This is a genomic window from Onishia taeanensis (assembly GCF_900100755.1).
GTDB lineage: Bacteria > Pseudomonadota > Gammaproteobacteria > Pseudomonadales > Halomonadaceae > Onishia > Onishia taeanensis.
The window spans coordinates 99,824-122,054 of sequence record NZ_FNCI01000006.1; the positions used below are offsets into that span (position 1 = coordinate 99,824).

General features: G+C 64.6%; 13 protein-coding genes. 5 read left to right on the forward strand and 8 right to left on the reverse strand.

Annotated elements, in window-relative coordinates; genetic code table 11:
* Positions 1-57: 57 nt before the first annotated feature.
* Both BLR71_RS09910 and BLR71_RS17435 read left to right on the forward strand, forming a co-directional pair.
* Positions 58-744 (forward strand): DUF4145 domain-containing protein, encoded by a 687-nt coding sequence (locus BLR71_RS09910; protein WP_092525605.1) that lies wholly within the window; start codon positions 58-60, stop codon positions 742-744.
* A 168-nt stretch (positions 745-912) separates the two neighbouring features.
* The gene (locus BLR71_RS17435; RefSeq protein ID WP_139172592.1) at positions 913-1,656 is read left to right on the forward strand and encodes a hypothetical protein; all 744 of its coding nucleotides are present in this window, start codon (positions 913-915) and stop codon (positions 1,654-1,656) included.
* Positions 1,657-1,851: 195 nt separating this feature from the next.
* On the opposite strand, the gene recD is transcribed toward BLR71_RS17435, so the two are convergent.
* Genes recD through recC form a run of 3 tightly spaced genes read right to left on the reverse strand, consistent with a single transcriptional unit; the run spans position 1,852 to position 11,812 of the window.
* The gene (recD, locus tag BLR71_RS09915) at positions 1,852-4,104 is read right to left on the reverse strand and encodes an exodeoxyribonuclease V subunit alpha (RefSeq protein ID WP_245696408.1); all 2,253 of its coding nucleotides are present in this window, start codon (positions 4,102-4,104) and stop codon (positions 1,852-1,854) included.
* The gene (gene recB / locus BLR71_RS09920) at positions 4,101-8,159 is read right to left on the reverse strand and encodes an exodeoxyribonuclease V subunit beta (RefSeq protein WP_092525607.1); all 4,059 of its coding nucleotides are present in this window, start codon (positions 8,157-8,159) and stop codon (positions 4,101-4,103) included. Before recB ends, recD begins: the two co-directional genes overlap by 4 nt.
* Positions 8,156-11,812 carry an exodeoxyribonuclease V subunit gamma gene (gene recC / locus BLR71_RS09925; RefSeq protein ID WP_092525609.1) on the reverse strand — a complete coding sequence of 1,219 codons (3,657 nt, stop codon included), beginning with the start codon at positions 11,810-11,812 and terminating at the stop codon, positions 8,156-8,158. The genes recB and recC overlap by 4 nt, the downstream gene beginning before the upstream one ends.
* Positions 11,813-12,005: 193 nt before the next feature.
* On the opposite strand from recC, the gene BLR71_RS09930 reads away from it, so the two are divergent.
* On the forward strand, positions 12,006-12,335 hold the full coding sequence (locus tag BLR71_RS09930) for a hypothetical protein (RefSeq protein ID WP_092525611.1): 330 nt from the start codon (positions 12,006-12,008) through the stop codon (positions 12,333-12,335).
* Positions 12,336-12,358: 23 nt separating this feature from the next.
* A complete protein-coding gene (locus BLR71_RS09935) occupies positions 12,359-12,859 on the forward strand; it encodes a metallophosphoesterase family protein (RefSeq protein WP_092525613.1) in 501 nt (166 codons plus the stop codon).
* Between the two features lie 64 nt (positions 12,860-12,923).
* Here the strand turns inward: BLR71_RS09935 and BLR71_RS09940 are convergent, their stop codons facing one another.
* From BLR71_RS09940 to BLR71_RS09950, 3 genes are all read right to left on the reverse strand, one after another.
* The gene (locus BLR71_RS09940) at positions 12,924-13,559 is read right to left on the reverse strand and encodes a methylated-DNA--[protein]-cysteine S-methyltransferase (RefSeq protein ID WP_092525615.1); all 636 of its coding nucleotides are present in this window, start codon (positions 13,557-13,559) and stop codon (positions 12,924-12,926) included.
* Between the two features lie 181 nt (positions 13,560-13,740).
* Positions 13,741-15,264, reverse strand: coding sequence for a malonate--CoA ligase (locus tag BLR71_RS09945; RefSeq protein ID WP_092525617.1), 1,524 nt, complete (start codon positions 15,262-15,264; stop codon positions 13,741-13,743).
* Complete coding sequence (locus BLR71_RS09950) at positions 15,261-16,622, reverse strand: malonyl-CoA decarboxylase (RefSeq protein WP_092525619.1); 1,362 nt, start codon at positions 16,620-16,622, stop codon at positions 15,261-15,263. The genes BLR71_RS09945 and BLR71_RS09950 overlap by 4 nt, the downstream gene beginning before the upstream one ends.
* A 261-nt stretch (positions 16,623-16,883) precedes the next feature.
* Here BLR71_RS09950 and BLR71_RS09955 point away from each other — a divergent pair, with 261 nt between their 5' ends.
* Positions 16,884-18,395 (forward strand): protein adenylyltransferase SelO, encoded by a 1,512-nt coding sequence (locus BLR71_RS09955; protein ID WP_092525621.1) that lies wholly within the window; start codon positions 16,884-16,886, stop codon positions 18,393-18,395.
* A gap of 122 nt (positions 18,396-18,517) precedes the next feature.
* On the opposite strand, the gene katG is transcribed toward BLR71_RS09955, so the two are convergent.
* Both katG and BLR71_RS09965 read right to left on the reverse strand, forming a co-directional pair.
* Positions 18,518-20,695 carry a catalase/peroxidase HPI gene (katG, locus tag BLR71_RS09960; RefSeq protein WP_092525623.1) on the reverse strand — a complete coding sequence of 726 codons (2,178 nt, stop codon included), beginning with the start codon at positions 20,693-20,695 and terminating at the stop codon, positions 18,518-18,520.
* 252 nt (positions 20,696-20,947) lie between these two features.
* Complete coding sequence (locus BLR71_RS09965; protein ID WP_092525625.1) at positions 20,948-21,949, reverse strand: LysR family transcriptional regulator; 1,002 nt, start codon at positions 21,947-21,949, stop codon at positions 20,948-20,950.
* Positions 21,950-22,231: the final 282 nt, after the last annotated feature.

Below are 22,231 nucleotides of genomic sequence, written 5' to 3' on the forward strand. Positions count from 1 at the left end.
AACGCGCGTGCTCGTTGAAATACTTAACAGTTATGTTTATCGAGGAAATTGAGAAGTATGATACATCAAGCCAATATTGGTAATAAGAATATTCGAATCAATGAGTTTGTATCATCGTGCTCAGAATGTGGCGCACAAATTGAGCCTGTAGATACAGGCTTAGTGAACTGGATTCAAAATGCTAAATATATGATGGCAACTGAATTTGAGTGGGTGCTTCAGTGCCCTGCCCAAATGTGTAAGAGGCTAATAATAGCCCGATACTCTATGAAATCAGAAACAGAGGGAGCTATTAATGGTTTCTATAGTCTTTCTGAGGTAGTGCCGACAGGTTTAAAGCCGGTAGCACAACACGAAGAAATAGAGAATATATCTCCGTTGTTTGTAGAAATATTCAGTCAAGCAGCTCATGCTGAAAACTTAGGGCTGAGTCAGGTTTGTGGTATTGGCTACAGAAAAGCTTTAGAACACTTAATTAAAGACTATTGTGTTCATGCAAATCCCGAAAAGAGTGAATCAATTCAGAAAGTACAGCTCATGAACTGCATTACATCATTTGTAAAAGATGCCAATGTTATAGCTTGTGCAAAAAGAGCAACTTGGCTAGGGAACGATGAAGCGCACTATGTTCGTAAATGGGCATCTCAAGATATTAGTGACCTAAAGGTTTTGATAGAGCTCGTTAGTAATTGGATAGTTAGTGACGTGCTAACAAAGCAATATATTGAGTCTATGCCAGAATAAACATAAAAAACGCTTTAAGATGGATTCGCAACGCTCGGCGGTTTTTGCTTTACTTAGCTTTTGTGTTTACGGCGCATGATTGGATGCAGTGGTAGCGTTGCTCACCACTTAAGCGGGCGTCAGACTTTTTGAGGGAAAGTTATGAGTTTCTTATCTAGGATATTTAGAGTGTTTGGCAATAGTCGTACTGAGGGAAATGAGACGATAGAGATACCTCGAGTAGGAAACAAAGAGCCAGTTTGTCCGCATTGCAGTATTGCTTTGGATAAGATGCCAGGACGAAAGAAAAAATGCCCTAGCTGCAGCGAATTTATATTTGTTCGAACTTGTCCTGAAGAACGAGTTAAGGTTTTAGTGCGTGAAGACCAAATTGAACTTATAGAAAAAAAGTGGGCAATTGAGAATGGAGCTCATGAACAATTCTTGGCGGAAAATCGCGATAGAGAAGCAATAAAAAATCAGCTCATGAGCCAAGGCATCGATTCCCCAACAGACTTAGATGTAAAGTGGCAGCAATTAAAGGCTTCATTACCTAAATTAGCATCAGAGTATAAATGGGGGCTATATCGCAATGCTCGGTTGGGAATGGGAGATGTTCTAAAGAAACAAGGCAAGCTATCTGAAGCTTTGGATACATATCTTGAGGTTTGCTTTATAGATCTGAATGGTCCGAATAATTGCGGTACAAAGGACCCTGAGATATTGAAGATGCTTCCTCCATTCGACCCTAAATCTGCTTTTTTAGCTCCTGGCGTACTGGGCTACATAGAAAAAATGTGTAAAGAACTTAATGTAAAGCCCGAAGACTTGGGCTCTAGGTTTATTAGCCTTTCGTCCGAAGTAGAGCATCAACTGAAGTTGCCTATATCCGCTGAGGAGGCATGGAAAGAACTTTCTGGCGAACTGCGTTGAGCCAAACCTAACAAACTGCTTAAGAGTAATTCGCAATGCTTGGCATTTTTACTATGCGTTTCGTTTTTGAGGTGGTCTGGGCATCGGCATTGCATAGCCCACACCTTAACAGGGCGTTAATATTAGCGAAGTATCAACGACTGCTATTGGCCGAAAACTGACCTAAACATTGGCCTGGGCAAGGAACCCTTGCTATCAGCCCCCCAGCCCACTCACCCGCATCACTCTTCGCTGCGCCGCGTCCATCAGCTGGCCGCGGCCGGTTTCTGCCAGCGTCAGCCAGTGGCGGGCGCGGGTGATGCCGGTGTAGACCAGCTCCCGGGTGAGGATGGGGTTCGGGGCGTCGGGCAGTACCAGGGCGGCGTGGGTGAACTCCGAACCCTGGGACTTGTGCACCGTCATCGCGAACACCGTCTCCACCGATTGCAGGCGCGAGGGCAGCACCCACTTGATGCGGTCGGTGCCATCACCGGCGGGGAAGGCCACCCGCAGCAGGCGGCGGTTGGTTTCGCCATTCGCGGCGCTTGGACGCGGCATATCCAGGGTGATGCCGATATCGCCGTTCATCAGCCCCAGGCCGTAGTCGTTCTTGGTGACGAGCACCGGGCGGCCGGGGTACCAGCGCTGGCGGCCGTCCTGGCTGTCGATCAGCTTCTCCCGCTCCAGCGCCTGGCGCACCCGTTCGTTCAGGCCTTCCACGCCCCAGGGGCCGCGGCGCAATGCGCACAGCAGTTGGAAGTCGCCGTGGGCTGCCAGCACGGCGCGGGCCCAGTCATCGAATGCTTCCTGAGTGGCGTCGTCGGTCGGGCGCCGCTCGGCCATCACGCTAAGGAAGTGGCGATAGCCCACCGGTGGCGGCAGCGTTCCGTCGCGACTTAGTCGCCCCTGGCCGGCATGGGGAAAACGCTCGGGGCAGCCGGTCACTGCTAGGCGTGCCAGGCCGCGCTCGTCGTCGGCGGAAAGCTTCAGGTGCGAAAGGTCGGCGAAGCCGTGGTTGAGGGCGTCACCGATGGCTTTGCGCTTGTCGGCGGGCTCGGCTTCCAGATTGATGGCGGCGGCCAGCTGGCCGATGCCGCTATCTGCCGTGAAGCGGTGGCTGACGCGCAGCATGGCGATGGCCTGATCCAGCGGCTGGCCGTCGGCGTCCAGGGTGTTCTCGGGCAGCGGCTGGCCGGTGGCCTGGGCCAGCCACTCGGCGGTGGCCGGGGTGTAGTGGCCGCCTTCGGCCCGGGCGCACAGGTCGCCGAGCACGGAACCGGCCTCCACCGAGGCGAGCTGGTCCTTGTCGCCGAGCAGCACCAGCCGCGCCCAGGGCGGCAGCGCTTCGAGCATCGCGGCCATCATGCCCACGTCCACCATCGAGGCCTCGTCTACCACCAGCACGTCCAGCGGCAGCGGGTTGTGGCGGTCGTGGCGGAAGCGGCGGGTGTCAGGGCGCGAGCCGAGCAGCCGGTGCAGGGTGGAAACCTCCTTGGGAATCACCTCGCGCAGCCGCTCGGGGTCATCGGCCAGGCCGTTGAGGTTGAACCTGGCTACCTGGCCGGCGATGGACTCGTTAAGCCGCGCGGCGGCCTTGCCGGTGGGCGCGGCCAGGCGGATGCGCAGGGCCTGCTCTCTTGTACCCTCACCTTCTCCGAAGGCTTGAGCCTGAAGCAGGGCGAGCAGGCGTACCACGGTGGTGGTCTTGCCGGTGCCGGGGCCGCCGGTGATTACCGCGAAGCGCGAGCGGCCGGCCAGGGCGCAGGCGGCCTTCTGCCAATCGATGGGTGCGGGCTGTGTCGGCTCGGGAAACAGTGCATCGAGAATCGGGCGAAGGCGGGCCGCGTCCGGGGCGTCGTCGTTGTCCGTTCCCCCGAGCCTTGCGACAATCCGGCTGTGAATATCCTGCTCGTGCTGCCAGTAGCGGCGCAGGTAGAGGCGTGGGCGCTCTCGGCTGCCCGCGAGCACCAGCGGCGTGCTGCCGGGGCCTTCGGCCACCAGCTCGGGCTGTGCCAGCGCCGCGCGCCAGGCGGCGAGGTCGAGCGCGGCCATCACCCGGCTGGGCAGCGGCGGCGGGTCTTCCAGGCTGTCGCCCTCCGGCGGCAGCGAGAGCGCCAGGTCCGGCGTTGCCAGCGTCTGGGCCAGGTCCAGGCAGACATGGCCACGGCCGAGCTGATGGCTGGCCAGTGCCGCTGCGAGCAATAGCAGAGGTGAGGCCTCACTCACTCCGCTTTCCTTATCATTCCCGCTTTCGCGGTTCGCCTCACGATGCAGAAAGGCGGCGAAGGCGCGGTCCAGTGAGCGCAGCCAGCCGCGCTCCACCCAGCGGTCGAGCAGGGCGAACAGCACCGCGTGATCGGCTAGCGCATTTTCGGGCGCTCTAATAAGCGCGTTTTCGGGCGCTTGAATAAGCGCGGTCTCCGGGGCGTCGGTAGTGATCGGGGAGGTGTTGGAAGATGTCGGCATCATGCGGCGGCCTCCTCGGCACTGAACAGGGCATCGAGCTCGAGGATCAGCTCGCTTGGCGGGCATTCGGCGTGCACGCCGCGAGAGGGCGCGCGGGTGCCGCGCAGGAAGACGTAAAGCGCTCCGCCCAGATGGCGTTCGATATCGTAGTCCGGCAGCCGGGCTTTCAGCAGCCGGTGCAGGGCCAGCAGGTAGAGGCAGTACTGCACGTCGTAGCGCTTCTCAAGCACGGCATCGGCCATCGCCGCCTCGGTGTAGGCGGCATCGTCCGCGCCCAGGTGGTTGGACTTCCAGTCGAGCACATAGAAGCGCCCCTGGTGTTCCACCACCAGGTCGATAAAGCCCTTGAGCATACCGTTCAGCGTATCGGGCTCCAGCGCGGGCCTTGGGCGCCCACCGAGTGTGTGAGCGCTTACGAGGGCGTCCAGATTGCGGGTGTCGACCTTATGGGCGGCGAACCAGAATTCCAGCTCGACGCGGTAGTCGGTGGCGCCGTTCAGGGCGGCGAGGCGCAGCGGTGCGGCCTCGCCATCGCCCGGGGCCGGCACTGGCAGCGGTGTGGTCAAAAGCTCCGGCAACCACTGCGAAAGCGCCTCGATCTGGCCTTCCCAGCCGCGACGGTTGGCGCGCCGGGCCAGGGTATCGGCGCGCAGCGCCTCGTCCTCGGCCACCTTGGCGAAGCCTTCTTCGCCGGCCCATTCCAGCAGGCCATGCAGGAAGGTGCCCGCCGAGGGCCCGCGGGGGAAGCGGTGAAGCGAGCCTTCGCTCACCGTGGCGGCGTTGGCATCGAAGGGCTCGTGGATCACCTCCATGGCCGTCGCCTCATCGGCGGTGGTGGGCTCGGGCGAGGGCTCGGCCTCGTCGGTGGCTTCTGCGTTGCCATCATCCGGGGTGGCGCCGGTACGCAGCGCCGAGTAGCTGGCGATCCACCAGTGCTCGCGGATCTTTCGGGTGGGCGCGCGGGCCTCACCCAGCGGCGTTTCATCGCTGGCGAGCTCCACCGGCGTGGCATCGGCCTCGGGAGCGTCCTGCACCGTGACTCTCTGGGCGCCATCGCCAGGGGTCTGGTCGGCCAGCGCTTCGAGGGCCGCTCGTAGGTTATCCGGCGTCAGCGTCTCGCCCCCGGCGATCAGATGACCAACGGCGCTGCGCTCAATGGCCTCCAACGGCGCCAGGCCGAGCCAGGTGGCGTGGCGGGCGCGGGTCAGGGCGACGTAGAGCTTGCGCAGATCCTCGCCCAGGCGCTCGTGGTCGGCGCGGGCGAGGGTCGCCTCGTCGGCGGACAGCGTCAGGCGCAGGTGGCCATCATCGTCGTGCCAGCGTAGCGGCAGGTCGCCGGCCTTTACCGGGCGGAAGGCGGCGATGAAGGGCAGGAACACCAGCGGGTACTCCAGCCCCTTGGACTTGTGGATGGTCACGACCTGCACCAGGTCGGCGTCGCTCTCCAGGCGCAGGCGGTGGGTGTCGGACTGCGCCTGCGGGTGCGCGCGGGACTCGGCCAAAAAGCGCAGCAGGGCATGCTCGCCGTCGATCTCGGTGCTGGCCTCCTGCAGCAATTCGCCCAAATGGAGAAGGTCAGTGAGCCGTCGCTCGCCCTCGGGCACCGCCAGCAGACGGCCGGGTACCGCGAAGTCGGCCAGCAGCCGATGCAGCATGGGCAGCACGCCACGGCGCTGCCACTGGCGGTGGTAGTCGCGGAACTGCATCACCCGCGCCTCCCAGGCCAGCTCGTCCTGCTGGGGGCCGCCATTCAGGGCGTCGAGCTCGGCAAGCGACAGCCCGAGGCTGGGTGTGGCCAGGGCGGCGCGCAGGCAGCGCTCGTCGTCCGGCGCGGCGCAGGCGGCCAGCCACACCTCCAGCTCGGCGGCGGCCTCGGTCTCGAACACGCCTTCCTTATCGGAGAGGTAAACGCTGCGGATGCCGCGGGCCAGCAGGGCGGCCCGGATGGCGCGAGCCTCGCCGGCGTTGTTGACCAGCACGGCCAGATCCGACGGCGCCAGCGGCTTAAGCGCTCCGTCTTGCTTGGTGTTCGTCTGGATAAAGCCCGTTTGACCGGCCTGGCCCTCGCGCAGAAGGCTGGCCATCTCGGTAGCGCAGCGCCCGGCCAGCTCGTGGAGGTAGGCCGACTTCGACAGGGCGTCTTCCGTGTTCAGATGCCAGAGCGTCAGCGCCGGCTGGGGCGCGCCGTGTCGGGTGAGGGCATCCTTCCTGCCGTTGGCGTCCACTGGGGCAAACGGCACCGGGTTGTCGTCGCCGCGCCTGAACAGGAAGGCGCCGGCGTCGCTCTGCTCACCATGTTCGAACACTCGGTTGACTGCCTCGACCATTGGCGTGGCGGAGCGGAAGTTGGTGCCCAGGGTGACGTGGCGGCCGGCGGTGTCGCGCCGGGCCTGAAGGTAGGTGTGAATATCGGCGCCGCGGAAGGCATAGATGGCCTGCTTGGGGTCGCCGATCAACAGCAATGCGCTTTCGTCAGCGCCCGAAGCCGCGCTTTTGTCAGCGCCCGAAGCCGCGCTCGTTTCACCGTCATCAGCGGCGCCACGATTCTGGGCCAGCTCATAGACGCGGGCGAACAGCCGGTATTGCACCGGGTCGGTGTCCTGGAATTCGTCGACCAGCGCGACCGGGAACTGCTCGCGGATGCGCTTGGCCAGGGTCTCGCCGGCCTCACCCGCGAAGGCGGCATCCAGCCGATGCAGCAGGTCGTCGGGGCCGAGCTCGGCGCGGCGGCGCTGCACGGTCTCGCGTCGCGCGGCCATCCAGTGCACGGCGTGGGCGAGCAGGTCGGCGAAGGGGTCGGGTAGCTCGGCGAGCTTGTCCGGCAGCGCTTCCAGGGCCTCCAACGCCGGCAGGATCGGTGCCCTGTCTTTTTCCCAAGAGTCAGCCTTCCATATCTCGGCGATGCCCTCGGGCGTCAGCCGCTTCCAGGCGGCATCGGTCAGCGCCGGCTTGGCCAGTTCCGGGTCATTCGCCCAGTCGCGTAGGGCGGCGAGCCAGTTGGCGCGGCTTCGGGCGTTGAGCTTCTGGCCGTTGAACGCCTTGCGTTTGGCGGCACCCTCGAGCAGTTCTTCCAGCTCGTCGAGCCAGGCCGGCCAAGGCGCCTTGAGCTCGGCCAGTGCCGCGGCGCGCTGCTCGCGGTAGTTGGCCAGTGCCTCGAAGGGCGGCGGTGCGGCGGGCAGGGCGCTCGCGTGAGTGCGCAGCCGGCCGGCGGTGTCGTTGAGGGTGTCCGGGGTGGTCCAGTAGCGGGCGATGATCTGCAGCGCCTCGGGGTCGAGGTCGTAGTAGAAGCTGCGCCAGTAGTCCCGGGCGATCTCCAGGTCCATCTCCGACTGGTCCAGCGACATTTCCAGGGCGAACAGGCTGCCGCTATCGAAGGCGTGCTCGCGCAGCATGCGGTGGCACCAGGCGTGGATAGTGGAGACGGCGGCCTCGTCCATCCATTCGGCGGCCAGCCGCAGGCGGCGGGCGCAGGTTGGCCAGCTCTCGCGGGGGTAGCTGTCGCGCAGGGCGATCAGCGGATCGCCGCCCGGCGGGTCGCCGCCCGGCGGATCGCTGCTGGGAGGCGCATCTTCTTCAGGTTGCGAGTTATCCACCGCCGGTTCGGCGAAGAGGTCGCCTGTCTCTTGCGGCGCTATGTCGGTGGCAGGTCCTCGCGGAGGCGCTGTGAATCCTTCCCTGGACGCTACATTCGACATCCCTGTCGAATGACCTCCGCTTTGACCTGCCCCCGGCGCCCCGTCTTCGTCGATTGGCTGGAAGGCGTCTGCTGCCTCGACCAGCCGCGCGCGGATGCGGTCGCGCAGCTCCTGGGTGGCGGCGTTGGTGAAGGTGACCACCAGAATCTCCGGCGGCGTCAGCGGCCGGGGAAAGCTGGCCGCGTCGGCTTCGTGCTCTTTGTTTGAGAGTCTGGGACCAAGCACCAGGCGCAGGTAGAGCAGGGCGATGGTGAAGGTCTTGCCGGTACCGGCGCTGGCTTCGATCAGTCGGCTGCCGGTCAGCGGCAGAGCGACCGGGTCGAGGCGTGGGGTCTCGGCGGCCTGGGTGACGATATGGCTCATTTTGTGCCTCCCTGGCCCTTGCCACCGTTCTTTTCGTTCTTTTTATCGCCGCCACCCTTGGCCTTTACGGCATCGTGTAGCGGGGCGTAGAGCGCATTCGTCAGCTCGGTAAAGTGCCGCCCGGCGGCCCGGTGGCGCACCAGGCATTCGAGGTCGCGCCACTGGCGGGCTAGATACGGGTCGCGGTCGCGCTCACCGGGCGTGTAGTCGTTGCCCTCGAACACCTGAATGGCGGCCTTCCAGGCTTTGAGGTCGGCTTCTTCTGCCTTGTCTGTCTGTGAAGAGCCTTCATCACCGAAAACCCGGGCCATAGCGCTCTCGTCGCCGCCCTTCTCGTGCCAGGCGAAGGCGGTATCCCGGGCCAGCGGCAGCGGGGCGGTCATGCCGGCGCGCCAGGCGCGGGCGATGGCCTCCAGATGCTTGCGGGCGGTGTCGGCGTCCAGCGGTGCCAGGGTGCCGCCGCCGGCGCGGGAGATGAGCACCGTGGTCATGGGGCCAAGAGCGATCTGGCCGGCCAGATGCGCGACCCAGGGGGCCAGCCAGTGCTTCCAGTTGTATTTGCCCTTGTTGACCAGGCTGCTGGTCATCAGCACCAGCCGGCAGCGCTCGCCTTCTTCGTTCTCGCGCAGGCCGTCCAGCCAGTCCTCCACGGCCAGCGTGCCTTCGTTGGTGGCCAGCTCCAGCGATACGGCGGCCGGCGTCTCCCAGGCGTGGGGCCAGGCTTCGAGCTGGTCGGCGTAGTCGCCAAGCACCTTGTCCAGCGGCTCGACCAGTTGCTCGCGCATCAGCTCGGCGAAGCCGCCCATGGCCAGGCGACCCTCGCGCGTGAGGCGCTCCAGGGTGTCGTGGATGGCCGGAGTCGGTGGTTCGGCTGCGTCCACGGCACGGCGCCCGGACTCGATCAGCGCCTGCTGAAGCTGCCAGTGGTCCAGGCCGTCCAGGGCGAAGGGTTCGTGGTCGGGGCTTTCCAGCGCTTCGCGCTCCAGGTAGACGCCGAGCCGGGTGGTGAAGAAGGCTTTGACCGGGTCCTTGAGAAAGCCGGAAAGGCGCGCCAGGGGCAGTGCCGTATCGATCTCTATCGGTGGTAGCTCGCCGTCGACGGCGGCTTCGGCAGATGGCCGGCCGGCGTGGATCGCTCTCCATTCATGGGCGTAGGTGTACAGGCCTCGCTCCCCCGTAAAGTAGTGCCTGCTGAACGGCTGTAGGGGATGCTCGGTGGTCAGGGCGTCGACCAGGGCCTGGCCGGCGTACTCGTCCACGCCTGCCAGTTCCCAGCCGGCGGCGAGGTGATCGCGCAGCTGGCCGAGCAGCACCGAGGGCGGGCGCGGCTCGTTGTCGTGAATGCTGCGGCCGACCCAACTGATCATCAGGCTGTCGCGGGCCGAGAGCAGTGCCTCGAGGAACAGGTAGCGGTCGTCCTCGCGGCGCGAGCGGTCGCCGGGGCGGTAGTCGCGGCCCATCAGGTCGATGTCCAGCGGGCGCTGCACGCGTGGGTATTCGCCGTCGTTCATGCCCAGCAGGCAGACGTGGCGGAAGGGGATGGCGCGCATCGGCATCAGGGTGGCGACGTTCACTGCGCCGGCCAGGAAGCGCTGGGAGAGGTTGGCCTCGTCGAGCTGGCCGAGCCAGTGCTCGCGCACCACCGAGAGCGGCAGCGCCTCATGAAGGCCGGCATCCTCGGTGGTCTCCTGCCAGTCTTCCAGCAGCTCGCCCAGGCGGTTGAGGGTGGCGAGATCGGCCTCGTCCTCGGCGGCGAAGCACTCGCTCAGCAGGTCGCGCAGGCGGCGGCACCAGGTGGCCACGTCGGCGGGCTCGGAGAGCGCGCGCCACTGGGCCTCTAGCGCGTCAAGCAGGTCCATCAGCGGGCCGGCCAGCGCCGCCTCCAGGCCGCCGATGTCACCAAACGGCTCGATGTTGTGCCAGGGACCGTCTGACGTATCGCCGACGGCATAACCCAATAGCACCCGGCGCAGGCCAAAGGCCCAAGTGTTGGCGGTGAGCCCGCCGGGCAGGTCGAGCCGGGCGCGCTGCTCGGCATTGAGCCCCCAGCGGATGCCGGCGCCTTCGATCCAGCGGCGCAGCACCGATAGGTCGTCGGCGGCCAGGCCGAAGCGCCCGCGCAGGGCGGGGACTTCCAGCAGGTCGAGCAGGTCACTGACCGTGAGCCGCGATTCCGGCAGATGCAGCAGCGCTTCCAGTGCCACCAGCAGCGGCTGACGGTGGCGGCTGGTCTGGTCGGAGAGCGTGAAGGGAATGTGGCGCGGGTCGTCCTGAGGCAGGCGGCCGAATACCGCCTGCACGGCGGCGGCGTAGGTGTCGATGTCCGGCACCATCACCAGTACGTCTCGCGGGCGCAGCGTGGGGTCGGCGTCGAAGGCGGCCAGTAGCTGATCGTGAAGGATCTCGACCTCGCGCAGGGCGCTGTGAGCGACATGGAAGCGCAGGCTGTGATCCTGGGCCGGGTCTACCGCCGGCCAGGTGTCGCGGGTCTCCTGAGGCGGCCGCAGTTCGAGGATGTCATCCTGCAGTTGCTGCAGCAGCCCTGGGGTCTCATCTTCGGCGGGGGAGTCGAACAGATCGATACGCAGCGCCTCGGCGTCGAACAGCGCCCGGTAGGCGTCCTGGTCGTCGAATTCGTCGAGCAGGCGCAGATAGTCGCGGCCCTGCTTGCCCCAGGCGGCCAGCAGCGGCTGGGCGTGCAGGTGCAGCTGGGTGTCGTCGAGTTCGAGCGGCATGCCGGGGCGATGGCGCTGGCGCCGGCGGGCAGCCCGCAACAGGTCCTTGTGCTCGATGATGTCCGCCCAGTAGTGGCGGCAGGGGTTGTGCACGCAGAGCAGCACCTGGGTGACCCTCGACACCGCGGCCAGGGCCTCAAGTGTCTGGCGCGGCAGCGAGGAAATGCCGAATACCACTACCCGGCGCGGCAGCCCGGCGGGGCGCGTCTCTTTGTTCAGCGCGTCGGGCGTCAGTTCGCGGCAGGCTTCGAGGAAGCGGGTATGCACCCAGGCACGGCTGGTGGCGAGGCCGTTTTCGCCCAGTCCTTGAGAAATGTCATCGCGCAGCCGCCGCCACAGTGCCGGCTGCCAGCGCTGGTCCTCGGCGAGCGGCCGCGCCTGGCCGCGGGCGTCGATCAGCTCGTCGCGGCCCTCGGCCCAGGCGGCGAGCCAGTCGGCGCGGTAGACCTGGTACTGGTCGAACAGGTCGGCCAGACGCTCGGCGAGCTGGTGGCGCTTGCGCAGGTCATCGTCGTCGGCCAGGAAGCGCGCCAGAGGCGCGAAGGTGGCGTCATCGGTAAGTTCTGGCAGCAGGCGCATCAGCCGCCAGATCAGGCGCGGCTTGTCCAGGGGCGAGGCCGGTGGCACGGCCTCGGCCCCCAGCACTGCACGATAGGCCTGCCACAAGTAGCGGGCCGGCAGGGTGACGTCCATCGCCGCGGCGATGCCGGCCCCGGCGGGCGGGTCGGCTGCCAGCGCCAGCTTCAGCCACTGGCTGATGCCATTGCTCTGCACCAGAATCACTTCGTCTTCCAGCGGCCCCAGCGGATGGGTCCGCAGCCATTCCACCGCCAGGTCGCGCAGCGTTTCCAGGCGGTTGCCGTGGATCACCATGAAGCCGGGGCTGAGCTCGGTTCCCTGAGAGAGACTAAGGGGCATGGCGATTCCTTCGCGGCGGTGAGACGGAGGTCAATGGTGCCGTAAATCGCCGGGGGTATGAAGCGGGGCGAGTTTCGGATGAACATCAACGCTGGCTAGGCGTCGAGAAGGCATGCCTGCATTGCCTGGCGAGCCTAGCGCGTGAGCGACGTTTTTCACCTGCTTTTTTCTCAAACTGACCGGGAGTCCCCTCATGAGCCCATCGAAGCCACTGACTACGCCGGATGGCCGCTACATCGTGGTTCGAGGCCGGCTGTGGCGGTGCACGAATCCCGATCTTCCCGAGGTGGAACGTCAGCACTGGGTACAGCGCCTGATGGGGGCACGACGCAGCGTGGCACAGGCGAAGCGTGAGCGGGACGCTGAGCTCGAACGCAAGGCTCGCGATCAGGTCGATGAGGCCAAGCGAGCACTGGGCGAGCGCGGGCCGGTGTGGTGGCAGGATGGAGCCCCGGACTATACCCAGTGCAAGGTGGAGAACACGCCCTATGCTGATTGGTATGTGGCGCTGGAGCGCACTTGAATTGTCTGACGGGACGCGGATGCATGGATAACGATCACGTTGAGCTAGATACTTCTACCGACGTCCCTATCGGTGTGATCGCTGACACCCATGGCACGCTGCGCGATGAGGCGCTCTCGATGCTCGAGGGCTGTGGACTGATCCTGCATCTCGGCGACGTGGGGAGTCGCGACCGTGATGCGGCGATCCTCTCGCGGCTGGAGGAACTGGCGCCGGTGTTCGCCGTGCGCGGCAACGTCGACACGGCGGACTGGGCCGAGGGGATTCCCTGGTACCGCGATCTCACGGTTAACGGCTGGCGCTTGCATCTGGTGCACGACATCGCCGATTTCGATGCCGATACGCCATGCGATGCCGTACTCCACGGCCATTCCCACAAGGCGCGCAACGAGTGGCGCGACGGCCGGCTGCTGTTCAATCCTGGCGGCGCCGGCCGGCGCCGCTTCTCGCTGCCGCTGACGCTTGGCAAGCTGTGGGCCGATGCTTCGGCCCTGCGCGGCGCCATTCTGCATCTGCCGCTGTAGCCGTCACCTCCCGTGGCGATGCCTCGCCTTCTCGCCGACAGGTGCCTATTGGGGCGGCAGACCCTCACCCCAAGTCGAAGGGAATTTCGCCGGCCTCGTGCGCCAGTAGCCACTGCTTGCGGCCGATGCCGCCGGCGTAGCCGGTCATGCGGCCGTCGCTGCCGATTACCCGATGGCAGGGCACTACGATTGCCAGCGGGTTCTGGCCGTTGGCGCGGCCCACCGCACGCTGGCCGCCCTTGCAGCGCAGTTGCTCGGCGATCTCGGCATAGCAGCGGGTCTCGCCGAAGGGAATGGTGGCAAGCGCCTGCCAGACTCGCTGCTGGAAGTCGGTGCCCTTGGGTGCCAAGGGCAGGTCGAAGGTCTGGCGCAGGCCGTCGAAGTATTCCTCGAGCTGGGCACGGGCGCGATCGGTGAGGGCATTGGGGCGGGGCGTCTCGCTTGCATCTGCCTCGGTCACGAAGACGATCTCGGTGAGGCCGGTGTCGCTGGCGCGCAGCCGGACCAGCCCCAGGGCTTCGCTCTCCGGCGGTCGATAGTAGTCGAGGGCCTGACCTGCAAAGAGGTCACTGCGGGCGTCTATGCCCTGGCCCTTGGAACGATCATCGTCACGCTCATCACTGGGCTTTTCCGGATGCTCGTCCAGACGGGCATCCGGTTGATCAAAGAGCGAGCGGGAGGCAGTGGGGGCAGAGGACATGACAGTGGCTCCTGAGAGGATCGTTCTTGAGAAGGATCTTGGGTAAGCGCTACCGAGACCATAGCGGAAACTGGCCTTGGCTGCTGGTGGTTGGCTCGCGTCTTTCCTCTCGACAACCAACGAGGCCGCCTCATGGGGCGGCCTCGGTGAGTTTTTATATCCCGATTCGGGGCGGAGCCGATCAGGCGTTGTTGTACAGGTCGCGGTAGTCGTCGCGCAGCTGCTTCTTCTGCACCTTGCCCATGGTGTTGCGGGGCAGGGCGTCGGCGAACAGTACCCGCTTGGGCTGTTTGTACTTGGCGAGATGCCCGCTCAGCGAACCGAGTACCGCGGCCTCATCGACCGTGGCGCCGGGTTCTTTTACCACCACCGCCGTGACGCCTTCGCCGAAGTCAGGATGCGGCACGCCGATCACGGCCGATTCGACCACGCCATCCAGCTCGTCGATGACCTGCTCGACCTCTTTCGGATAGACGTTATAGCCTCCCGAGATCACCAGGTCCTTGTCCCGCCCGACGATATGCACATAGCCGCGCTCGTCGATCATCGCCAGGTCGCCGGTGACGAAGAAGCCATCTTCGAGCAGTTCTTCCTTGGTCTTTTCCGGCATGCGCCAGTAGCCGACGAAGACGTTGGGGCCGCGGACCTCGAGCATGCCGATCTCGCCCTGAGGCAGGGCGGTGTGGCTCTCGCGGTCGGTGATGCGAATCTCCACCCCAGGCAGCGGCATGCCGACGGTGCCGGCGATCCGGTCGCCCTCGTAGGGGTTGGAGGTGTTCATGTTGGTTTCGGTCATGCCGTAGCGCTCGAGAATCGCATGGCCGGTGCGGGCTTCGAAGGCCTGGTGGGTGTCGGCGGTCAGCGGTGCCGAACCCGAGGTGAATAGTCGCATCTTGGCGGTCAGTTCAGGAGTCAGGCGCGGGTCCTGAAGCAGACGGGTATAGAAGGTCGGGACGCCCATCATGGTGGTGCCGGCTGGCAGCTCGTCGATGATCGCCTCGACGTCGAAGCGTGGCAGGAAGCACATGCTGGCGCCGGACATCAGCACCACGTTGCAGGCCACGAAGAGCCCGTGGGTGTGGAAGATCGGCAGGGCATGAATCAGCCGGTCGGCCTCAGAGAACTGCCAGGCGTCGACCAGCGCCTTGGCGTTTGAGCCCAGGTTGTCGTGGGTAAGCATCGCGCCCTTGGAGCGCCCGGTGGTGCCGGAGGTATAGAGAATGGCGGCCAGATCTTCGCCTTCCCGGGCCTGAATATCCTCGTATGGGGTTGCCGCGGCGGCGGCCGTCATCAGGCTGCCGTCGGCTTCAATGCCCAGGGTGGCCACCTGCGGGCAGCCGGTCTCGCCGGCGATGCGTCGTGCTTCGCCTTCGACCGCCGGGCGACAGACGAATAGCGCCGGCTGTGCATCGCCGAGGAAGTAGCGGATTTCCTCGCCGGTATAGCCGGTATTGAGCGGCAGGTAGACGCCGCCGACACGCAGGGTGGCCAGGTACAACAGAATGGTTTCGGGACTTTTGTCGACCTGCACGGCGACCCGGTCTCCCGGACTCACGCCGAGTGCGACCAGCGCGCCCGCCAGTCGAGCGCTGACCTCGAGGGCCTGTGCATAGCTGTAGCCGCGGCCGTCGCGGGTGGTGATGAAATCGGCGTCGCCGCGCGCCCGCATGCGTTGAGCGAAGATGTCGAACAGGTTGTGGCTCATTTTACGGTGTCTCCCTTGAGCAGTTTGCGGGCACGCCGGTCGAGGTCGCGCACGCCCGACGAGCAGGCGATCGTGCCTTGGGTGGTGTATTTCTCGTGGTTGCGCTCTATGTCTTCAAGCACATAGAGGTAATTGACCATCAGACCCGCGGCCTGGTGAAGGCCCTTGCCCGAGGTGTCGCCCAGCCAGTTGATGCGGTGTAGCTGGGCGCCGTTGCCGAGGTGGAAACGGGCCACGGGGTTGAGTGGCAATCCCTTGGCGTTCTTTTCCTTGAGCAGGTAATGCGCCGCCAGCGGTTTGATGACGTCCTTGAGCTGCTGCGCCTGTTCGGGGTCGCTGGGCCAGTCGGGCGTATCGAGGTGTTCAAGCGCCGCCTTTGCATCGGCGTCGAGGCTATCGCCTGTCTCTTGCAGGGCGGTGTTAAGCCACTGGCGAAAGCCCGGCACCGGCGACAGGGTGACGAAGTGCTTGAGGTGAGGCAGCTCTTGCTTGAGCTCCTGGACGACCTGCTTGATCAGGAAGTTGCCGAAGGAGATGCCGCGCAGCCCGGTCTGGCAGTTGCTGATGCCGAAGAAGGCGGCGGTATCGGCGGCGTCGGGATCGTCGATGTCGTAGGTGTTGGGGTCGAGGATCGCCTGGATCTGATCGGGCAGCCCCTTGTGCAGGGCTACCTCGACGAAGATCAGCGGTTCGTCGCCGATCGCCGGGTGGAAGAAGGCGAAGCAACGCCGGTCGCGGGCATCCAGGCGCCGGCGCAGGTCGTTCCAGTCGTGAATCTCATGTACCGCCTCGTAGCGGATGATCTTCTCGAGGATCGACGCCGGCGTGTTCCAGTCGATGCGCTTGAGCACCAGGAAGCCGCGATTGAACCAGGAGGCGAAGAGGTGGGCGAAGTCGGCATCGATGGCGCGCAGATCAGGATGCTTGGACAGCATGCCGAGCAGGTCCTCGCGCATGTGCACCAGCTCATGGGTGCCGCCGCTCGGCAGGTTGAGGCGGCGCAGCAATTCCTGGCGCCTAGGCTCGCAGACATCGAACAGGCGTTGCTGGGTGCGGTTGTCGCGGGCCTCGCGATAGGCCTCGTAAGCGGCATCGATTTGTGCCGCATCCGCGGCGAAGTCGTCGGCCAGCCGCACGAAGAACTGTTGCTTCTGAGCGTCGTCGAGGCGGGCATAGATCGCCAAAGCGCGGCTCGCCAGGGCGATGCTCGAGGCCTCGCCATCACTTTCTAGTAGATCCTCGCACGCCTTCACCAGCCCTTCATGATCGGCCACGACCCGGTCGTCATCGCGACGTCTCAGCAGCATGTCGCGCTGCGTGATGTTGCTGAACAGCTCCTGCAGGAAGCTCATATTCATGATTGATTCCTCATTGCTGAGCTCTGGCTCTATGACAAACTCTCGGACAAGGCCAAGGGCGAGTCGGCCTTCGGAGGTAAGTGCCAATCCTAGCGATTAGCTTCCAGGCCGACGATGATCGCCGCTACTATCTGCCTCATGAGGCGCTTCACCTCAAGCATAAAAGCATGGCTGAACGACCTGTGCGATGAAGTCGCCAGGAATGTTGGCCGCATTTGCCTGTCCCTGTAGGGTGGGTGAGCCCGATTTGGAGGAGGCGTCATGTTCCCGAGTTTTTCCCTGCGCTACGCGCACCTGCCGTCACGCATGAGCGCCGAGTGCGCCCCGACCCGGGTGGCGAATCCGCGGCTGGTGGCGTTCAATCACGCCCTCGCCGAAGAGCTTGGCTTCGAGGCGGCCGCCTTCGATGCGACCGAGGCCGCCGAGGCGCTCTCCGGCAATGCGCCGCCTGCCGGCAGTGAGCCTCTGGCGATGGCCTATGCCGGCCATCAGTTCGGCAACTTCGTGCCCAAGCTCGGCGATGGCCGGGCGCTGCTGCTGGGTGAGGTCATCAATCGCGACGGCCAGATTCGCGAGCTGCAGCTCAAGGGCGCCGGGCGCACGCCTTTCTCGCGCGGCGGTGATGGCCGCGCGCCATTGGGCCCGGTGCTGCGCGAATACCTGGTCAGCGAGGCCATGCATGCGCTGGGGATTCCCACCACCCGGGCGCTGGCCGCGGTGACCACCGGCGAGCGCATCGTGCGCCGCCTGGCCGAACCCGGCGCGGTGCTGACGCGAGTGGCGTCGAGCCACCTGCGAGTGGGGACCTTCCAATATTTCGCCGTCCGCAAGGATGTCGAGGCGATCCAACTGCTGGCCGACATGGCCATCGAGCGCCACTACCCGCATCTCGAGCCGCTGAGCGGCGGCGCACGCTACCTGGCCCTGCTCGAGGCGGTGATAGCCCGCCAGGCCGAACTGGTGGCCCGCTGGATGGGCGTGGGCTTTATCCACGGGGTGATGAATACCGACAACTCGACGATCTCCGGCGAGACTCTGGACTATGGCCCCTGTGCCTTCATGGATGCCTATGATCCGCGCACGGTGTTCAGCTCCATCGATGAGCGGGGTCGCTATGCCTTTGCCAATCAGCCCCACAGTGCCCAGTGGAACCTGGCGCGCTTCGCCGAGACGCTGCTGTCGCTGCTCGATGATGATCACGACCGGGCCATTGCCCTGGCCACCGACGCCATCGAGGCCTTTCCCGAGCACTTCGAAGCGAGCTACGGCGCGATCAAGCGTGCCAAGCTGGGCCTGGAGCGTGTCGAGGCCGGCGACGAAGCCCTTGCTCAGGAGCTGCTGGACGCCATGCAGGCCGGGCATGCCGACTATACCCTGACCTTCCGCACCCTGGCCGATGCCCTAGAGGATCAAGGTGAGAATCACGGTAAGGGTGATGACAAGCATGACGGCGAGTCGCGGCTGGTGGCGCTCTTCGACACGCCCGAGGCGATCAGCGCCTGGCTTTCGCGCTGGCGCGAGCGCCTGACCCGAGAAGACGCCGACGCTGCGACCATCGCCGCGCGGCTGCGTGCCACCAACCCGGCCGTGATTCCCCGCAACCACTTCGTCGAGCAGGCCTTGAAGGCGGCCGACGACAAGGACGACTTCGCTCCCTTCGAAGCGTTGCTGGCCGCCGTGACCCACCCCTTCGAGGAGCCCGAGGGCGAGCTCGATTACACCCAGCCGCCGCAGCCAAGCGAGCGGGTGCTGCGCACCTTCTGTGGTACCTGAGGCGCGGCGCTTTGGGTTAAGCGGCTCTGGAATAAGCGGCTCGTTGAACGGACAAGAAAACGCCCGGGGAGCGTGAGCATCCCCGGGCGTTTCTATTGCGGCTTGCTAGCTAGCGACGGTGATCAGGCCCTGAGCTTTTCCAGGTCGAAGCGGTCGGCGTTCATCACCTTGGTCCAGGCCGCCACGAAGTCGTTGACGAACTTCGCTTCGTTATCGTCTTGGGCATAGACCTCGGCGTAGGCGCGCAGGATGGAGTTGGAGCCGAACACCAGGTCGATGCGGGTCGCGGTCCATTTCACCTGATCGCTGGCGCGGTCGCGGATCTCATAGACACCTTCGCCGGCCGGCTTCCAGCTGTTGGCCATGTCGGTCAGGTTGACGAAGAAGTCGTTGGTCAACTGGCCCACGCGGTCGGTGAAGACCCCGTGCTGGGTGCCGCCGTGGTTGGTGCCCAGCACCCGCATGCCGCCGATCAGCACGGTCATCTCCGGGGCGGTAAGCCCCATCAGCTGGGCACGGTCGAGCAGCATTTCCTCCGGTTTGACCACGTACTCCTTCTTCAGCCAGTTGCGGAAGCCATCGGCCAGCGGCTCCAGTGGCTCGAAGGACTCGGCATCGGTGTCAGCGTCGCTGGCATCGCCACGTCCCTTGTGGAACGGCACGTGGACCTCGTGGCCCGCCGCCTTCGCGGCCTGTTCGATGCCCAGGTTGCCCCCGAGCACGATGATGTCGGCGATGCTGGCGCCGGTGTCCGCTGAGATCTTCTCGTAGGCCTTCAGCACCCTGGCCAGGCGCTCGGGCTCGTTGCCGGCCCAGTCCTTCTGAGGTGCCAGGCGGATGCGCGCGCCATTGGCACCGCCACGCATGTCGGAGCCGCGGAAGGTGCGGGCGCTGTCCCAGGCGGTGCACACCAGCTCGTTGAGGCTCAGGCCTGCCTCGTTAATCTTCGCCTTGACCACATCTTCGATGTAGTTGGTCTCGCCCTGGGGCACCGGGTCCTGCCAGATCAGGTCTTCGGCCGGCACTTCCGGGCCGATATAGCGCGCCTTGGGCCCCATGTCACGGTGGGTCAGCTTGAACCAGGCGCGGGCGAAGGCATCCTGGAAGCGGGCAGGATCCTGACGGAAGCCGTCGAGAATCTTCCGGTAGCTGGGATCCATCTTCATCGCCATGTCGGCGTCGGTCATGATCGGGTTGTGACGGATCGAGGGGTCGCTGGCGTCGACCGGTTTGTCTTCTTCCTTGATGTCGACCGGCTCCCACTGGTGGGCACCGGCGGGACTCTTGCGATTTTCCCACTCATGGTCGAGCAGCATGTCGAAGTAGCCCATGTCGAACTTGGTCGGGTACTTGGTCCAAGCCCCTTCGATGCCCGAGGTCACCGCCCTGGAGGCCATGCCCTGCATGTTCGGGTTGTTCCAGCCCATGCCTTGCGCTTCGACGTCAGCGGCTTCCGGCTCCGGGCCCAGCGCTTCGGCATCGCCGTTGCCGTGACACTTGCCGACGGTATGGCCGCCGACGGTCAGGGCGGCGGTCTCTTCGTCATCCATGGCCATGCGAGCGAAGGTCTCGCGCACCTGAGCGGCGGTCTTGAGCGGGTCGGGCTGACCGTTCACGCCTTCCGGGTTGACGTAGATCAGGCCCATCTGCACGGCGGCCAGCGGGTTCTCCATGGTGTCCGGCTTGTCGACGTCGCCGTAGCGCTCGTCGGAGGGCGCCAGCCATTCCTTCTCCGCGCCCCAGTAGACGTCTTTCTCGGGATGCCAGATGTCCTCGCGGCCGAAGGAGAAGCCGAAGGTCTTGAGGCCCATGGACTCATAGGCGACATTGCCGGCCAGGATGATCAGGTCGGCCCAGCTAACCTTGTTGCCGTACTTCTTCTTGATCGGCCACAGCAGGCGGCGTGCCTTGTCGAGGCTGGCGTTGTCGGGCCAGGAGTTCAGCGGCGCGAAGCGCTGATTGCCGGTGCCGCCGCCGCCGCGGCCGTCGGCGAGCCGGTAGGAGCCTGCGGCGTGCCAGGCCATACGGATCATTAGGCCACCGTAGTGCCCCCAGTCGGCCGGCCACCAGCTCTGGCTGTCGGTCATCAGGGCATGCATGTCCCGCTTGAGGGCATCGAAGTCGAGCTTGCGGACTTCTTCCCGATACGCAAAGTCCTCGCCCATGGGGTCGGTCTTGCGGTCGTGCTGGTGAAGGATGTCCAGATTGAGCGATTCCGGCCACCAGTCCGTGTTGGAATGGCCGGTGGCGGTTTGGCCACCGTGCATGACCGGACACTTGCCTTGTTGTGCACTACCCATCGCGATATCTCCCGTCCTGTTGGTCTGAAGGAGGTTTTCCTCCTTCATCGTCGATGGCCCTATCGCTTGCCTGGCGTGCCAAGTGACCCACTGACGGCTGTGTCAGTGGAAGGGCTCATAGTCTTTCGTTACTAGCGCTGCGTTTGTTCTTAACCACAGCTTAGTGGCGGGCCTGAGGGCTTCAATTTTTCTTTACTCAAGAAGCTGATAGCTAATTTTCATCAACAACTCTGCATACAGGCAAAACCGCCATTACTCGGCGCTTTCCCCTGTTGAGGGACATGACAGGCAAGCGTCGGGCTCGCCCATCAGCCAGGCGCGGTTGGCCTCGACGGTCTCGCGCAGGTACTCCCAGGTTAAACGGACCCGTGACAGTCGGCGTTGTTCCTGACGGGCGGTGATCCAGAATTGGCGGGTGAGGTCGATTTCCTCCACCAGCACCGCTTCAAGGGCTGAATGCTGCTCGGCCATGAAGCAGGGCAATACGGCGAGCCCTGCGCCCTGCACGGCCGCGCTGTACTGGGTGGTAACGCTGGTGCTGCGAATGCTGAATTGGGGGGTATGGCGCTCGTGGTCCTGACTAACGAGCGCCTGATGCGCCGCCGAGGCGGCGGACGGGGAGAGGTCGAGCAGCGGCTCGAGATAGTTGAGCTGATCGCTGAAGATCAGGTCATCGATATAGCCGATCAGCCGATGCTGACTGAGCTCATGGCGGCCGGTCGGCCGGCCATGGCGAGCCAGATAGTCGCGGCTGGCGTAGAGCCGCAGCCGGTAGTCGCACAGCCGCGAGATCACCAGGCCCGCGCTGCTGGGGCGCTCTATGGTAATGGCCAGGTCGGCCTCGTGGCGGCTCAAGTTGACCACCCGTGGCAGCGCTAGCAGATCCAGCGTCAGCGCCGGATGACGCTCGCCGAAGGCGGCAAGCAAGGGCGCGATGACCCAGGTACCGAAGCCCTCGGTCACACCGAGGCGAACCTGGCCGCTGAGCTGCCGGTCCTGATCACTCAGGCCTTCGGCCGCCTCGCTGGCGTGGCGCGCCATCTCCTCGGCGTGGGCCTGCAGGCGATGGCCGGCTTCGGTGAGCCGGTAGCCATGGGTGCTGCGTTCGAAGAGCTGGGTATTGAGCTTCTGCTCGAAGCGCTTGGTGCGCCGGGAAAGTGTCGAGTGATCGACCCCCAGGCGTCGAGCCGCATCGGTCAGCCGCTCGCTGCGAGCGACCTCGAGAAAGACCTGAATGTCCTGCCAGTCGAGCATGGCGAGGGTCCTCTCTGGGGTGTCCCAGGGGTGATATTGGTTGTGCGCAGATGCACAAACAATGTGCTGTGCTGCCCGTTGTGTGTCAATTCATCCCCTGTCTACACTCGAACTAGCCGCTTATCAGGCTTTGGCCGTGTCGATATGCACATAAAGTCGAAGCCGGGGTGCAATAGAAAGTGCCATAGGAAGGGGCAATAGCAAGTGCCTTGGTTCGATGCACCAGCGCCTGCCAGTTCATACACCATCACAAGAGGCTGTCCCGCGTGACGTCGCCGGATA

Excerpts from the sequence above, each read along its gene's own strand:
- BLR71_RS09910 (WP_092525605.1), top strand. The coding sequence starts at position 58 with ATGATACATCAAGCCAATATTGGTAATAAGAATATTCGAATCAATGAG.
- recD (WP_245696408.1), bottom strand. The coding sequence starts at position 4,104 with ATGATGCCGACATCTTCCAACACCTCCCCGATCACTACCGACGCCCCG.
- recB (WP_092525607.1), bottom strand. The coding sequence starts at position 8,159 with ATGAGCCATATCGTCACCCAGGCCGCCGAGACCCCACGCCTCGACCCG.
- recC (WP_092525609.1), bottom strand. The coding sequence starts at position 11,812 with ATGCCCCTTAGTCTCTCTCAGGGAACCGAGCTCAGCCCCGGCTTCATG.
- BLR71_RS09930 (WP_092525611.1), top strand. The coding sequence starts at position 12,006 with ATGAGCCCATCGAAGCCACTGACTACGCCGGATGGCCGCTACATCGTG.
- BLR71_RS09935 (WP_092525613.1), top strand. The coding sequence starts at position 12,359 with ATGGATAACGATCACGTTGAGCTAGATACTTCTACCGACGTCCCTATC.
- BLR71_RS09940 (WP_092525615.1), bottom strand. The coding sequence starts at position 13,559 with ATGTCCTCTGCCCCCACTGCCTCCCGCTCGCTCTTTGATCAACCGGAT.
- BLR71_RS09945 (WP_092525617.1), bottom strand. The coding sequence starts at position 15,264 with ATGAGCCACAACCTGTTCGACATCTTCGCTCAACGCATGCGGGCGCGC.
- BLR71_RS09950 (WP_092525619.1), bottom strand. The coding sequence starts at position 16,622 with ATGAATATGAGCTTCCTGCAGGAGCTGTTCAGCAACATCACGCAGCGC.
- BLR71_RS09955 (WP_092525621.1), top strand. The coding sequence starts at position 16,884 with ATGTTCCCGAGTTTTTCCCTGCGCTACGCGCACCTGCCGTCACGCATG.
- katG (WP_092525623.1), bottom strand. The coding sequence starts at position 20,695 with ATGGGTAGTGCACAACAAGGCAAGTGTCCGGTCATGCACGGTGGCCAA.
- BLR71_RS09965 (WP_092525625.1), bottom strand. The coding sequence starts at position 21,949 with ATGCTCGACTGGCAGGACATTCAGGTCTTTCTCGAGGTCGCTCGCAGC.